Genomic DNA, 13739 nt, shown 5'->3' with positions numbered 1-13739 from the left:
CTAGGATTCAACCCGGCAGCCCCCGCCGAGCCGGCATGACCGACGCTGCGGGAGGCGCTACGGGGGGCGTTCATGTTCAGGCGAAGGACTTCTTGAAGGCGGCGATCGCGCCGTTCAACTCTTCCTCGGCCGCCTTGTCCATCGCCTTGTCGGCCTCCAGCTTGGCCAGCAGGGCGGCGTGGCTGGATTTCAGGAACTGGTGCAGCCCGGACTCGAAGCCCAGGACCTTCTTGACCTCGATGTCGTCGAGGTAGCCCTTGTTCACGGCATACAGCGACGCACCCATCAGCGAGATCGGCAGCGGCAGGTACTGCGCCTGCTTCAGCAGTTCGGTGACGCGGGCGCCACGGTCCAGCTGCTTGCGGGTGGCCTCGTCCAGGTCCGACGCGAACTGCGCGAAGGCCGCCAGTTCACGGTACTGGGCCAGGTCGGTACGGATGCCGCCGGACAGCGACTTGATCAGCTTGGTCTGGGCCGCGCCACCGACGCGCGACACCGAGATACCGGCGTTGATGGCTGGACGCACACCGGCGTTGAACAGGTTGGTTTCCAGGAAGATCTGGCCGTCGGTGATCGAGATCACGTTGGTCGGCACGAAGGCCGACACGTCGCCGGCCTGCGTTTCGATGATCGGCAGGGCCGTCAGCGAGCCGGTCTTGCCCTTGACCTCGCCCTTGGTGAAGGCTTCGACGTAGTCGGCGTTGACGCGGGCAGCGCGCTCGAGCAGGCGGCTGTGGAGATAGAACACGTCGCCGGGGAAGGCTTCGCGGCCCGGCGGGCGGCGCAGCAACAGCGAGACCTGGCGGTAGGCCACGGCTTGCTTGGACAGGTCGTCATAGACGATCAGCGCGTCCTGGCCGCGGTCGCGGAAGTACTCGCCCATCGTGCAGCCAGAGTAGGCCGAGACGTACTGCATCGCCGCCGATTCGGAGGCCGAGGCGGCGACGACGATGGTGTATTCCATCGCGCCGGCCTGCTCCAGGGCGCGCACGACGTTCTTGATCGACGAAGCCTTCTGGCCGATCGCGACGTACACGCAGGTCATGTTCTGACCCTTCTGGTTGATGATCGCGTCGATCGCCACCGCGGTCTTGCCGGTCTGGCGGTCGCCGATGATCAGCTCGCGCTGGCCACGGCCGACGGGCACCATCGAGTCGATGCACTTCAGGCCCGACTGCACCGGCTGGTCGACCGACTTACGGGCGATCACGCCCGGGGCGACCTTCTCGATGACGTCGGTCATCTTGGCGTTGATCGGGCCCTTGCCGTCGATCGGCTGACCCAGCGCGTTGACCACGCGGCCGATCAGTTCGGGGCCGACCGGCACTTCCAGGATGCGGCCCGTGCACTTGACGGTGTCGCCTTCGGAGATGTGCTCGTATTCGCCCAGGATCACCGCGCCGACCGAGTCGCGCTCGAGGTTCAGCGCCAGGCCGTACGAAGGCTGGCCGTCGCTGCCGGCGGGGAATTCCAGCATCTCGCCCTGCATCGCATCGGACAGGCCGTGCACGCGGACGATGCCGTCGGTCACCGAGACCACGGTGCCCTGGTTACGGATGTCCGCCGAGGCGCCGAGGCCCTCGATGCGGCTCTTGATCAGTTCCGAAATTTCTGCGGGATTGAGTTGCATTGCTTTCTCCGAAAGCGAGGCAGGCGGCCGGGAGCCGTCTGCCAGGGGATATGCCGAAGGGGTGGGGCCGTTTCGTCGGGTTGGGTGCGCCACGCTCAATGCGTGAGCGCCACCTTCATCTGTTCGAGGCGGGCCTTGATCGAGGTGTCCAGCACTTCGTCGCCCACGACCACGCGGATGCCGCCGATCAAGCCGCTGTCGACTTGCACGCTGGCGTTGAGCCGGCGACCGAAACGCTTTTCGAGGGTGGCGACCGTGTCGGCCAGCTGAGCGGCGTCCATCGGAAAGGCACTGACGATCAAGGCGTCCGAAACACCGCTGCTGGCGTTGACCAGGCTGCGGAACTGGCTTGCGATCTCGGGCAGCGCGACCAGCCGGCCGTTCTCGATCACCGCCCCCATCAGGTTGGCGATCTTGGGCGACAGCGACACCTGGGCCACACCGCTGACCAGATCGAACACCTGGCTCGCGCTCGCCTTGGGGTTGTCGGCGAATTGCCGGACCTGGTCATGGCCGGCGACCTGCGCCAGCGCTTCGAGCTGCTGGGCCAGGGCCGGGGCGTTGTCGCCTCCGACGGCCTTGAACAGCGCTTCGGCGTAGGGGCGGGCGATGGTTGCGAGCTCGGCCATGATCAGAGCTCCGTCTTCAGACGGTTCAGCAGATCGGCGTGAACGCCTGCGTTGACCTCGCGCTTCAGGATCTGCTCGGCGCCCTTGACGGCCAGCACGGCGACCTGGTCACGCAGCGATTCGCGCGCCTTGACCGATTCCTGCTCGGCCTCGGCCTTGGCGGCGGCGACGATCTTCACGCCTTCGTCGCTGGCACGCGACTTGGCGTCCTCGACGATCTGCTGCGCCAGACGCTCGGCATCGGCCAGACGCTTGGCGGCGTCATCGCGGGCCGCGGAGAGCTGCTGCTCGACGCGCTGGTTGGCCACGGCCAGTTCGGACTTGGCCTTGTCGGCAGCCGACAGGCCTTCGGCGATCTTCTTCGCACGCTCGTCGAGCGCGGCGGTGATCGGCGGCCAGACGAAGGTCATCGTGAACCAGACCAGGATCATGAAGACGATGATCTGGACGATGAGGGTACCGGTGATGCTCACTTTTTTGCCTCAAACGGTGACGGGATATTCAGCGCGGGGCGCACACTGGGCGCGCCCCGGCCTCTCAACTCGAACGCTGCCGGATTACTTGGCGAGCTGAGCGATCTGGCTCAGGAACGGGTTGGCGGTGGCGAACCACAGGGCGATACCGGTGCCGATGATGAAGGCCGCGTCGATCAGGCCGGCGAGCAGGAACATCTTGGTCTGCAGCTCGCCCATCAGTTCAGGCTGGCGGGCGGCCGATTCGAGGTACTTGCTGCCCATGATGCCGATACCCAGGCAAGCGCCGATGGCACCCAGACCGATGATCAGGCCGGCGGCGAGAGCGACAAAGCTGATGACTTCCATGATGACTCCTAGTTGAGAGGTTGTGTAGGGAAAGGGAAAAAGAGAACTCGGAAAGGGGCTCGCAGGCCGATCAATGCGCGTCGTGAGCTTGGCCGATGTACACCAGCGTCAGCATCATGAACACGAAGGCCTGCAGCGTGATGATCAGGATGTGGAAGATCGCCCAGGCCGAGCCGGCGATGATCTGGCCGATCGCCAGCCCGATGCCGGTGCCCAGGCCGACCGAGGCGAACGCCCCACCCATCAGCGCGATCAGCAGGAAGATCAATTCGCCAGCGTACATGTTGCCGAACAACCGCATGCCGTGCGAGACGGTCTTGGCGATGAATTCGATCATCTGCATCAGGAAGTTGAACGGGTACAGCGCCCAGTGGTCGCCGAACGGCGCGGTGAACAACTCGTGCACCCAGCCGCCCGCGCCCTTGATCTTGACGTTGTAGACCAGGCAGGTCAGCAGCACACCGATCGACAGGCCCATCGTGATCGACAGGTCGGCCGTGGGCACGACGCGCAGATGGGCTTCGGGGTCGCCGGAGATCTTCTGCCAGATCAGCGGCAGCAGATCGACCGGCAGCAGGTCCATCGCGTTGAGCAGGAAGATCCAGACGAACACGGTCAGCGCCAGCGGCGACACCAGCTTGCGGCTCTTGGCGTTGTGGACGATGCCCTTGGCCTGCGACTCCACCATCTCGGCCATGATTTCGACGGCTGCCTGGAAACGGCCCGGCACGCCCGAGGTGGCCTTGCGTGCGGCGCGCCACAACAGGAAGCAGCCCACCACGCCGATCAGGATCGTGAAGAACATCGAGTCCCAGTGGATCACCGAGAAGTCGACCGGGTTGCCCGGCGCCATCTCGTGGTTGCCCCAATGGGTCAGGTGGTGAACGATGTACTGGCCCGACGTGAGCCCGGATTCAGTGGCTTGACCTTCAGCTGCCATGATGTGTTGTCTCGTCCAGTTCAACTCTTCTTCCGGCCGCGCCACGACAGCGCCAGCCAGTACACCTTGAGGCACACGACCAGAGCCACCAGCAACGCTGGCCAACTCAGACCGGGCACCCATTTCGGCGCCATCATCAGCATGGCCACCGAAACGCCGATTTTCCCGAACTCCCACAACATGAAGCTGACGGCGGAAACGCCGGGCGCCACGCTGCTGAGCCGACTGGTCATGCCGCGCGCCATCAAGGCCCCCGGCACCACCACCGTGGCCGAGCCGTACAGCATCGACCACGCATACCCCTGCCTGCCCGTGACCAGCCACGCCAGCGCGGCCATCACGCCCCCGACCGCGGCTTGCACCGCGACCACCCGCCACGGAGATACCGACGGGTTACGCGCCACCAGGGCCTGCACCTCTTCGCGGGTCAGGGCCTTGAAGGCCGGCTTCGCGTCCTCATCTTCTTCGCGATCCGCCCACGGGTCGGGGCGTTCTGTACGCCGGTCTGACATCGGGCAAATCCTTGGATCTGGGCAGCAAAGCCTTGGAATTATAGGGGAAAAGCCGGAGACGTCGACCCATGTCGCTGTCCGGCGCCCGTCTGTCCGTGCGCGATCCGTGTCTGGCAGGGCCTGCCGTACCTGTGAAGAAACTGTGTCCCGACGTGTCTCAGTGTTCGCGGCGGGCGTCGCGTCCGAACGACAAATACCCGGGACGGTACAGGTCGTCGCGCCTCGATCGATCGCTTTGTGCTAGACCGGTCGCCCGACGGTCAAGCCGCCGCGAAGTTGACCGGCAGGCCCGGCACGTCGACGCGCATCTGCAGCACGCACCCGGCCGAAGGCTGGGCCGCCAACTCGTCGGCGGGACGGTTTGCGCGAGCGGTCGTGACGTACAAGGTCCGCAGGTCCGGCCCACCGAAGCAAGGCATGGTCGCGCAGCGGACCGGCAGCGGCACCTCGCGCAGCAGCGTGCCGTCGGGAGCCAGGCGCAGCAGGCGCTGGCCTTCGAACATCGCGCACCAATAGGCACCTTCGCTGTCCACCGCCGCACCGTCCGGCCGCCCGCCATAGCCCACCAGGCCCTGGCCCGCCACCTTGGGCGCGAACTGGGCGAACAAGCGCTGGCGCGACAACGAGCCGTCCGCCGGGTCGACGTCGAAGGCGCTGACCCGGTGGGCCTGGGTGTCGCTCCAGTACATCGTGCGTCCGTCGGGGCTCCAGGCCAGGCCGTTGCTGGTGGTGATGCCGCCCGCCATGCGCTCCAGTCGCCCGTCGGCCCAACGATACAGCGCGGCCAGCGGCGGGTCGCGCGGCTCGTAGATCGTTCCCACCCAGAAGCGCCCCTGCGGATCGGCCTTGCCGTCGTTGAAGCGCTCGACGCGCGGGTCGTAAGGCGGCGGCGCCAGGCGGCTGCGCTCGCCGCTGGACGGATCGAAGCGCCACAGGCCGTCGCGCATCGCCAGCAGCAGGCTGCCGTCGGGCCGCGGCGCGCAGCTGGCCGGCTCGGTGTCGAAGTCCCAGTGCCGGCTCTCGCCATCGGTCGGCCTGAAACGGTTCAGGCGCTTGCCCGGGATGTCGCACCAGTACAGCGCCTGGGCTTGCGGATGCCAGAACGGCGACTCGCCCAGCAGCGAAGGCGCCACGGGCAACGCCCGGGCTTCGAACAGCGTCTCGCTCATCGTCCCGCCCGCCCTCAGACCGGCGCCACGTGCAGGGTCATCCACGCCTCGAAGGCCTCGCCGGGTGCCAGCTTGCGCAAGCCATGGGCCGCCGGGTCGGCCATGTGGATCGCGTTGCCCACCTGGCTGACCGGGGCGACGCAGAAGGTCGGTTCGGCCGGCGCGGCCTCGACCCTCAGGTAAGGCAGCGACGACGTCAGCGCCAGCCGCAGCTTCTCGTCGCGGACCGCCGCCGGGCCACGCCAACCCTCGACGTCGTGGTGGTAGTCCAGCCAGGCCACCTCGGCGTCGATGCCGGGCTGGGCCTGGCGGCGCGTGGGCAGGCCGGTGGCATCGGTCTCCCAGCGATCGCTGATCTCGATGTGCAGCCGGCTGTGGCTGCGGCGGGCAAACCGCGGATGAAAGCCCAGGCCGACGGGCTGATGCGACACCTCGTCGGTGTTGATCAGCGTCAGCCGCAAGGTCAGGGCCTCGGGGGTCAGCGCGATCTGCTGGCTCAGCTCGAACGCGAAGGGCCAGTGGGCATCGGCGCGATGGGCCAGGCGCAACTCGGCGCTGGCAGCGTCCGCGCCGACCAATTGCCAGGGCAGGTGACGAACCAGGCCATCGCGCGCATGCGGGCCCGCCTCGCCCGGCTGCGGCGCGAGCACATGTTCTTGCGCCAGCCAGCGGAAGCGCCGCAGCGCCATCGGCCCGACGTACGGGGCGAGAACGCAGCAGGCGGCCTGCCACGCGTCGGCCGGCCGGCTCGACCCCGGCTCGGCGTTGCCCAGCACCGGGATGTCGTTCAGCCACAGGCCGCCCAGGCAGGCGCCCAGGCCAGGCCAGAGCTGCAGGCGAAGGTCGCCCGCGCGCAGGTCTAGAGTTTCAGGGGTGGCGGTGATGATCAGGGCCCTCCGAGGCAGGCTGGATGGTGATGGTGGCGTCGAGCCGCCCCATGCTACGCCCGATCGCCGCAGGCACGGCCCGCGGCCGACCCGGGTCGAATCACATGCCCTTGAACAGATGCGTGTAGCTGCGGCTGACTTCCAGCTTTTCCGGGTGGCCCTTGACGGACACGATCTGCCGGCCCCGGAAATCGCGCGTGACGGCGGCGATCGCGTGGACCGCCACCAGCGTCGAGCGGTGGATCTGCCAGAAACGGTCCGGGTCGAGTTCGTCGACCAACTCCTTGATCGGCTTGCGAATCAGCGCCTCGACCGTCGGCGTCTGGACCCGGGTGTACTTCTCGTCGCTGATGAAGAACAGCACCTCGTCGACCGGGATCATCTGGATCGCCTGCCCGACCGTGGCCTGGATCCAGGTCAGCATCGGCCGCGGCGCGGCGCCCCCCGCGCCGTGGGCACTCAGGCGGTGCAGCAGCTGTTGCAGCGAGGCGCCGGGCACCGCGGCGGCATCGGGATCCGGCGACTGGCGTGCCGCCAGCCGCTGGCGCAGCCGCTCCACCGTGAGCTTCAGCCGCTCGCGCTCGGCAGGCTTCAGGACATAGTCGGCCGCGCCCTGCTCGAAGGCCTCGACGGCGTACTGGTCGTACGCGGTGATGAAGACGATCTCCGGCAGCCATTCGTCGTCGGCCACCGCCATCTGCGCGATCTGCTTGGCCGCTTCGACGCCGGTCATGCCCGGCATCCGGATGTCCAGGAACACCACCTCGGGGCGGTGCTGCTCGACCAGCGCCACCGCTTCGGCGCCATGGCGGGCCTCGGCCACGATCTGCAACTCCGGCCAGGCCTCGGCCAGCCGGCCACGCAACTGCTCGCGCATCAACCGTTCGTCGTCGGCCAGCACGGCACGGGCCGCGACCGCGGAAGGTGTCTTGGCATTCATGGGCGGATCGTAGCCGAGCCACGCGACGCCGCGGCCGTCCCGGCGGCCGGGTTCAGACGCTGCCCTCGGTGGCCGCGCCAGCGGGCGACCCGGCGCTCAGACTGCGATAGGGCACGGTGATGCAGACCACCGTGCCGCTGGGCTGGTTGGCGGTGACGGTCAGCGAGGCCTGGCTGCCGTGCAGCAGTTGCAGGCGCTCGCGGATGTTGGCCAGGCCGACGCCGGTGCCGGCGGTGGCCGCGCTGCCGAAGCCCACACCGGTGTCGGCCACCGTGACGGCGAGCTTGCCGTGGACGATCTCGGCCCGCACCCGCAACTGGCCGCCCTCGGGCTTGGGCTCCAGGCCGTGGCGGATCGCGTTCTCGACCAGGGTCTGGATCATCATGGCCGGGAACTCGGCCGACAGCAGCCCGTCGGGCACGTCGATCCGCGCATCCAGCCGCTCCTCCATCCGCACCTTGAGGATCTCGACATAGGGACGCACGACGGCCAGCTCGCGGCCCAGGTCGCGCGCCGCGTTGTCGCCGGTGTCGCGCATCGTCGGCATGCTGGCGCGCAACAGCGCGATCAGGTTCTTCTGCATCAGGCTGGCGCGCGCCGGGTCGGTCTCGATCAGGTGATCGATCGAGGCCAGGGTGTTGAACAGGAAGTGCGGCTCGACCTGCGCCTGCATCGCAGCCATCCGGGCTTCGATCACCTGTCGCTTGAGCGACTCGGCTTCGGCCGTCTCGGTGGCCTGTGCCGCCTTCACCTCGGCCTGCAGGCGACCTTTGTAGGTGGCCTTGAGCACCGCCGAGGCCAGGATCCACAGGAAGGCGAACGGCGGCAGCGAATCGCCGTAGCTCACCGTGTGAGTCTGCACGCGCGTGCCGCCGCCGTCTTCGGCCGCCTGGGCCGCATCGGCCCGGGCCTGGCGGGCATCGGCCATCGCCTCGACGATCGCCTGCCGCGCCTCTTGCACGGCCTGCTTGACCTCGGCCGCATCGGCGCCGGGTGGCAACACGATGTGCACGCCCTTGTCGCCGGCGCTGACCTCGACCTGCGGCCGGGAGGCGGCCGAGGACGCCGCCGACGCCGTCGCCTGCGGAGCGGACGCCGGATCGTCGTCGGCGAGGATCCGGATGCCGTTGGCGCCGATCGAAATGTCGACCCCGCGTTGCGCGCCGTCGGTGGCCACGCCCGGACCGAGATGGATCACCGGCGGCACCGGCGGAGTGGGCGGTGTGAGCGTCCGGTGCGCGGCGGGTGGTGAATCCACGACCACGGTTTCGGTGTATTTCCAGCTGAACGGCGGCAGCGACGACACGATGCCCGCGCCGATCAGCAGGGCCAGCGACAGCAGGATGAAACGCCCCCAGCTGATGCCGGCCAGCCAGGTGCCGTAGGCGTGGAACCCCCGCACCGACGCGGCGGCGAAGCGCTGCCAGGCGGTGGGCGGCTGAGCGGAAACGGGGGGCGTCGGTGCGGTCATCGGGATCGTTCCAGGCGGGTGGCAGGGCTCACTGTACGCAGTCGGGCACCGCCCGGTGGCGGCATGCGACGCAGTGCCTGCGGGCCACGACAGCCCGCACCCGGCCGTGACAGGCTGCAGCCGGACCCGGCGGCACCGCCATCGACGCTAGCGCCGCTGGACCAGCACCGGCACCAGGCGCAGGTCGCTGCGCAGCCGCTCGGCCATCGACCGGGCCTGCTCGCGGCTGGCGAACGGTCCGGCCTGCACGCGGTTCAGACCGCCTTCGGAAAACACCGTCAGCAGCGGCGCGAGCCAGTCCAGATCCCGGGCCACCCGCTGCTGGAACCCGAGCGCGCCCTCTTTCTTGGCGAAAGCCCCCAGTTGGACCCAGAAGCCGGCGGCAGCCGCCGTGAACGCCCGCTGGGGACCCGCCTCGGCCACCGCCTCGGGCGGCGGATTCGCCGGGACGAGGGCCGGCATCGGTACCGGCTCCACCGCGGGCGCCGCCGCGACCGGCGTTGTCGAGGCCGCACTGGCCATCGGCGGCACGCTGGCGACGGCCGGCGCCGTCGCGCGATCAGCCGGCGCCGCGACCGCGCCCAGGTCCGGGGACGCCGCCGCCGCCCGTGCCTCGCGGCGAACCGGATCCAGGCCGGCGCGGATCTCGTCGTTGGTGATGCGCTGCACTTCGACCTCGGCGACGCCCTTCTGCAGGCCCAGCCTGACCGCGGCCGCCCAGGACAGGTCGATGATGCGGTCCGGCGCGAAAGGACCTCGGTCGTTGATGCGCACGATCACCTCGCGGCCATTGGCCGGGTTGCGCACCCGGGCGTAGCTGGGAATCGGCATGGTCTTGTGCGCTGCCGTCATCGCATTCATGTTGTAGATCTCGCCGCTGGCGGTGCGATGGCCGTGGAATTTGCGGCCATACCACGACGCCAGGCCGCGCTCGACCACCGGCACGTCGCCGGTTTCCGGAACATAGCGCTGGCCCAGCACCTCGTAGGGCTTGTTCGGCCCGCCCTGGCGAATCGGCTCGACCCGGGGCTGCGCATCGGGCACCTGCATCGGATCGGGGGCGGCCCCCAACGGCGGCCCATCGGCGCCGGCGCCCAGCGGCGCCCGCCCGACCGCGCCGCCGCCGACGGTGGAGCAGCCTGCCAGCAGTGCCAGGCCCCATACCGCCCATACCGCGGCCAGCCCGCACCAGGCCATCGGGCGACGCCGGACTGCCGGCAGCCCCCGTTCGCGACACCCGCCCGGCGAAGCGGCCGGACGCAGCAGCGATGCGATCTGAAGCTTCATGCGCCGGATTGTGCCGCCCGCCCGGCCCGGGGCCAGGGCGGCGGTCCCCGACCGCCACGGCACCGGGTCGCCGCATGGCGGCAGGTACACTGCCGGCGATGTTTTTTCGAACGGGTCCGGGTATGGGAGACACGCGCGAAGAACGATGTTCCCTTGCGATTTCTCTGGGTCGGGACGCGTGCCGCCAGGCCCGTTCCGACCCGGATGTCTCGGACCCTCCGTGACGACACCTGGAAGTTGACCGATGCCCTCGTCGCCCGCCGACCCCCCCGTGGAAGACCTGCCCGCCGATGCCGCCGCGCCGTCGGCCTGGAGCCGGTTTCGCCAGCAGCTGCACTACTACGTCCTGCTGCTCGATCTGCCGGGCAAGGGCTTCTCGCTGCTCGCCGGCTTCTTGCTGCTGGCCTGGATCTCGTCGGGCATCTACAAGGTCCAGCCCGACGAACAGGGCGTGATCCTGCGCTTCGGCCGCCATGTCGACGACACCGGCCCGGGCCTGCACTACCACCTGCCGTTCCCGGTCGACCGCGTGCTGCTGCCCAAGGTCACGCAGGTCAACCAGCTGCACATCGGCAACCTGCCGGTGCAGACGGCCGACGGCTCGGACGACACCCACACCGGCCAGATGCTGACCGGCGACGAGAACATCGTCGAGGCCGAAAGCACGGTGCAGTGGCGCATCAAGGACGCCGGCAAATACCTGTTCAACATCCAGGACCCGGGCAGCGCCGTGAAGATCACGGCCGAGAGCGCGCTGCGCGAGGTGATCGGCCGCACGCCGATCCAGGCGGCGATGTCCGACAAGCGCCAGCAGATCGCCGACGAGACGCGCGACCTGATGCAGCGCCTGCTCGACCAGGCCAACGCCGGCGTCTACATCATCCAGGTGCAGCTGCAGCGGGTCGACCCGCCCAAGGAAGTCATCGACGCCTTCAACGACGTGCAGCGGGCGCGCGCCGACCAGGAGCGCTCCCGCAACGACGCCGAGTCCTACACCAACGACATCCTGCCGCGCGCCAAGGGCGACGCCAGCCGCATCGTGCAGGACGCCGAGGCCTACCGGGCGCAGGCCGTCAACCTGGCCGAGGGCGACGCGAAAGGCTTTCTGTCGGTCTACCAGAGCTATGACAAGGCCAAGGGCGTGACCGCCTGGCGGCTGTACCTGGACAGCGTCGACGAAGTCCTGCGGCACGCCACCAAGGTCATCATCGACACCTCCGGCAAGGGCGTGAACGGCGTCGTGCCGTACCTGCCGATGACCGAACAGGACAAGGCCGCCAAGAAGGACGCGTCGAAATGAAAAGCCAGACCAAATGGTGGATCGCCGGCGCGCTGTTCGTGGTGTTCTGGCTGGAGTCGGCCACGCTCTACACGGTCAGCCAGACCCAGCAGGCGCTGATCATCCGGCTCGGCGCGCCGAACCGCGTGGTGTCCGAGCCCGGTCTGAAGACCAAGATCCCGTTCATCGACACCGTCGTCTACTACGACAAGCGCCTGCTGACGCTGGAGCCCGCGAACGAGCAGGTCATCCTGGGCGACCAGAAGCGGCTGGAGGTCCAGCCCTACACCTGGTTCCGGATTTCCGACCCGCTGCGTTTCTACCAGTCGCTGCGCAGCGTCGACCAGGCCACGCCGCAGCTGAGCCAGCTGGTCAGCTCGTCGCTGCGCCGCCGACTCGGCCAGGTCAGCCTGCCCACGCTGCTGTCGCCCGAACGCCAGCGTGTCGTCGACCAGATCCAGGCCGATGTCGCCGAGCGGGTCAAGCCCTGGGGGCTGGCGGTGGAAAGCGTGCGCTTCCACCACGCCGACCTGCCCAAGGAGACCAGCCAGGCGATTTACGACCGGATGAAGTCCGAACGGCGGCGCGAGGCCAAGGAATTGCGTGCCCAGGGCTTCCAGTGGGCACAGACCATCCAGTCCACGGCCGACCGGCAGCGCACCGTGATCCTGTCGGAAGCGCAGAAGCAGTCCAAGATCATCCGCGGCGAAGCCGACGCGTCGGCCAACCAGATCCTGGCCCAGGCTTTCGACAAGGATCCGCAGTTCTACAAGCTCTACCGCTCGCTGCAGACCTACCGCCAGGCCCTGGCCGAATCCAACCCGACCCTGATCCTGTCGCCCGATGCCGATTTCCTGCGCTTCTTCCGCAACGGCCCCGGCGCCTCGGCGGACAAAAAGCGCTGAGCGTGCGCGGATGACCGCCTCGACATCCGGCCCGCTCGACTGGCGGCGGGCGCTGGCACTGTTCGGCCCGGGCCTGGTGGTGATGCTGGCCGACACCGAGGCCGGCAGCGTCATCACCGCGGCGCAGAGCGGGGCACAGTGGGGCTATCGGCTGCTGCTGATGCAGGTGCTCGTGATCCCGCTGCTGTACATCGTGCAGGAACTGGCCGCGCGCCTGGCGCTGAGCACCGGACGCGGCTACGGCGAACTGATCCGCCAACGCTTCGGTCGCGGCCTGGCGTGGCTGTCGGTGGCCACGCTGGTGATCAGCTGCTTCGGTGCGCTGGTCACCGAAATGGGCGGGCTGGCCGGCGCCGGGCAGATCTTCGGCATCCCCGCGTGGATCACGATCTCGGTGCTGGTGGTCGCGATCCTGACGATGGTGGCCGCCGGCGCCTACCAGTCGGTCGAGCGCATCGTGATCGTGCTGGGCCTGTTCGAGCTGGTGTTCCTGGTGATCGCCTGGCGCGCGCGGCCCGATCTCGGTCAGGTTTCGACCCAACTCTTCGAGCTGCCGCTGGACCACCACGATTACCTCTACATGGTCGCCGCCAACCTGGGCACCACCATCATGCCCTGGTCCATCTTCTACCAGCAGTCGGCGCTGATCGACAAAGGCCTGGACATCGGCCACCTGCGCGTCACCCGCATCGACACCCTGCTCGGCGCCGTGCTGTGCCAGGTGATCACCGCCGCCGTGCTGGTCGCCGCGGCGGCCACCTTCCATGGCCATCTGGGGCCGGTGCAACTCGAAAGCGTGCTGCAGATCTCGACCGCCTTCGCGCACGTGCTGGGCAGCACCTGGGGCCACGTGATCTTCGCCATCGGCTTGAGCGGCGGCGCGCTGGTCGCGACCGTGGTGGTCTGCCTCACTGCGGCCTGGACCATCGGCGAAGCCAGCGGACGCCACCACTCGCTGGAACAGCACCCGCTGGAAGCGCCCTGGTTTTATGCCGCGCTGGCCGCAATGCTGGTCGCCGGCGGCGCGCTGGTGGTCTCGGGCGTCAACCTGGTCCGGCTGGCGATCGCGATGGGCGTGGTCAACGCCCTGCTGCTGCCGGTGGCGCTGGCCTTCCTGTTCTGGTTGGCGCGCACCGAGCCCGAAGCGCCGCACCGCCTGCGCGGCGGCTATGCCTGGGTGGTCGCCATCACCTTCCTGTTCACGGCCGGCGTCGGTGTCTATGCCAGCGTGGCAGGCATCCTGGGTTGACTCGAAAGGCAGGCCGACAT

Annotated in this window: 14 protein-coding genes; 3 read left to right on the top strand and 11 right to left on the bottom strand. The window is 68.8% G+C overall.

Going from position 1 to position 13739, the window contains the following annotated elements; genetic code table 11:
• Positions 1-76: 76 nt before the first annotated feature.
• From atpA to AC0N04_RS07840, 11 genes are all read right to left on the bottom strand, one after another.
• The gene (gene atpA, locus AC0N04_RS07890) at positions 77-1630 is read right to left on the bottom strand and encodes a F0F1 ATP synthase subunit alpha (RefSeq protein WP_474280252.1); all 1554 of its coding nucleotides are present in this window, start codon (positions 1628-1630) and stop codon (positions 77-79) included.
• Between the two features lie 95 nt (positions 1631-1725).
• The gene (locus tag AC0N04_RS07885) at positions 1726-2259 is read right to left on the bottom strand and encodes a F0F1 ATP synthase subunit delta (protein ID WP_474280250.1); all 534 of its coding nucleotides are present in this window, start codon (positions 2257-2259) and stop codon (positions 1726-1728) included.
• Between the two features lie 2 nt (positions 2260-2261).
• Entirely contained in the window at positions 2262-2732 is a 471-nt protein-coding gene (locus AC0N04_RS07880; protein ID WP_474280248.1) for a F0F1 ATP synthase subunit B, read from the bottom strand.
• Positions 2733-2816: 84 nt separating this feature from the next.
• Positions 2817-3080, bottom strand: coding sequence for a F0F1 ATP synthase subunit C (gene atpE / locus AC0N04_RS07875; protein ID WP_474280246.1), 264 nt, complete (start codon positions 3078-3080; stop codon positions 2817-2819).
• A 70-nt stretch (positions 3081-3150) separates the two neighbouring features.
• On the bottom strand, positions 3151-4020 hold the full coding sequence (gene atpB, locus AC0N04_RS07870) for a F0F1 ATP synthase subunit A (RefSeq protein ID WP_474280244.1): 870 nt from the start codon (positions 4018-4020) through the stop codon (positions 3151-3153).
• 20 nt (positions 4021-4040) lie between these two features.
• On the bottom strand, positions 4041-4532 hold the full coding sequence (locus tag AC0N04_RS07865; RefSeq protein ID WP_474280242.1) for an ATP synthase subunit I: 492 nt from the start codon (positions 4530-4532) through the stop codon (positions 4041-4043).
• Positions 4533-4792: 260 nt separating this feature from the next.
• Positions 4793-5701: an SMP-30/gluconolactonase/LRE family protein gene (locus tag AC0N04_RS07860; RefSeq protein ID WP_474280240.1), complete on the bottom strand. Its 909-nt coding sequence runs from the start codon at positions 5699-5701 to the stop codon at positions 4793-4795.
• 14 nt (positions 5702-5715) lie between these two features.
• The gene (locus AC0N04_RS07855) at positions 5716-6477 is read right to left on the bottom strand and encodes an aldose epimerase family protein (RefSeq protein ID WP_474280238.1); all 762 of its coding nucleotides are present in this window, start codon (positions 6475-6477) and stop codon (positions 5716-5718) included.
• Between the two features lie 211 nt (positions 6478-6688).
• On the bottom strand, positions 6689-7528 hold the full coding sequence (locus tag AC0N04_RS07850; protein ID WP_474280236.1) for a LytR/AlgR family response regulator transcription factor: 840 nt from the start codon (positions 7526-7528) through the stop codon (positions 6689-6691).
• Between the two features lie 52 nt (positions 7529-7580).
• Positions 7581-8999, bottom strand: coding sequence for a histidine kinase (locus AC0N04_RS07845; protein ID WP_474280234.1), 1419 nt, complete (start codon positions 8997-8999; stop codon positions 7581-7583).
• Between the two features lie 147 nt (positions 9000-9146).
• Positions 9147-10286: a septal ring lytic transglycosylase RlpA family protein gene (locus AC0N04_RS07840; RefSeq protein ID WP_474280232.1), complete on the bottom strand. Its 1140-nt coding sequence runs from the start codon at positions 10284-10286 to the stop codon at positions 9147-9149.
• A gap of 244 nt (positions 10287-10530) precedes the next feature.
• Between AC0N04_RS07840 and hflK the strand changes: the two genes are divergently transcribed.
• Genes hflK through AC0N04_RS07825 form a run of 3 tightly spaced genes read left to right on the top strand, consistent with a single transcriptional unit; the run spans position 10531 to position 13719 of the window.
• Entirely contained in the window at positions 10531-11586 is a 1056-nt protein-coding gene (gene hflK / locus AC0N04_RS07835) for an FtsH protease activity modulator HflK (protein ID WP_474280230.1), read from the top strand.
• The gene (hflC, locus tag AC0N04_RS07830; protein ID WP_474280228.1) at positions 11583-12470 is read left to right on the top strand and encodes a protease modulator HflC; all 888 of its coding nucleotides are present in this window, start codon (positions 11583-11585) and stop codon (positions 12468-12470) included. Before hflK ends, hflC begins: the two co-directional genes overlap by 4 nt.
• 10 nt (positions 12471-12480) lie before the next feature.
• Entirely contained in the window at positions 12481-13719 is a 1239-nt protein-coding gene (locus AC0N04_RS07825; RefSeq protein WP_474280226.1) for an Nramp family divalent metal transporter, read from the top strand.
• Positions 13720-13739 lie beyond the last annotated feature (20 nt).

The sequence above is a fragment of the Ideonella sp. sgz306126 genome, assembly GCF_056032705.1.
This window is presented reverse-complemented; position numbering and strand designations above follow the sequence as displayed.

Excerpts from the sequence above, each read along its gene's own strand:
- AC0N04_RS07840 (WP_474280232.1), bottom strand. The coding sequence starts at position 10,286 with ATGAAGCTTCAGATCGCATCGCTGCTGCGTCCGGCCGCTTCGCCGGGC.
- AC0N04_RS07865 (WP_474280242.1), bottom strand. The coding sequence starts at position 4,532 with ATGTCAGACCGGCGTACAGAACGCCCCGACCCGTGGGCGGATCGCGAA.
- AC0N04_RS07850 (WP_474280236.1), bottom strand. The coding sequence starts at position 7,528 with ATGAATGCCAAGACACCTTCCGCGGTCGCGGCCCGTGCCGTGCTGGCC.
- AC0N04_RS07885 (WP_474280250.1), bottom strand. The coding sequence starts at position 2,259 with ATGGCCGAGCTCGCAACCATCGCCCGCCCCTACGCCGAAGCGCTGTTC.
- hflK (WP_474280230.1), top strand. The coding sequence starts at position 10,531 with ATGCCCTCGTCGCCCGCCGACCCCCCCGTGGAAGACCTGCCCGCCGAT.
- atpA (WP_474280252.1), bottom strand. The coding sequence starts at position 1,630 with ATGCAACTCAATCCCGCAGAAATTTCGGAACTGATCAAGAGCCGCATC.
- AC0N04_RS07860 (WP_474280240.1), bottom strand. The coding sequence starts at position 5,701 with ATGAGCGAGACGCTGTTCGAAGCCCGGGCGTTGCCCGTGGCGCCTTCG.
- AC0N04_RS07845 (WP_474280234.1), bottom strand. The coding sequence starts at position 8,999 with ATGACCGCACCGACGCCCCCCGTTTCCGCTCAGCCGCCCACCGCCTGG.
- AC0N04_RS07825 (WP_474280226.1), top strand. The coding sequence starts at position 12,481 with ATGACCGCCTCGACATCCGGCCCGCTCGACTGGCGGCGGGCGCTGGCA.
- hflC (WP_474280228.1), top strand. The coding sequence starts at position 11,583 with ATGAAAAGCCAGACCAAATGGTGGATCGCCGGCGCGCTGTTCGTGGTG.
- atpB (WP_474280244.1), bottom strand. The coding sequence starts at position 4,020 with ATGGCAGCTGAAGGTCAAGCCACTGAATCCGGGCTCACGTCGGGCCAG.
- atpE (WP_474280246.1), bottom strand. The coding sequence starts at position 3,080 with ATGGAAGTCATCAGCTTTGTCGCTCTCGCCGCCGGCCTGATCATCGGT.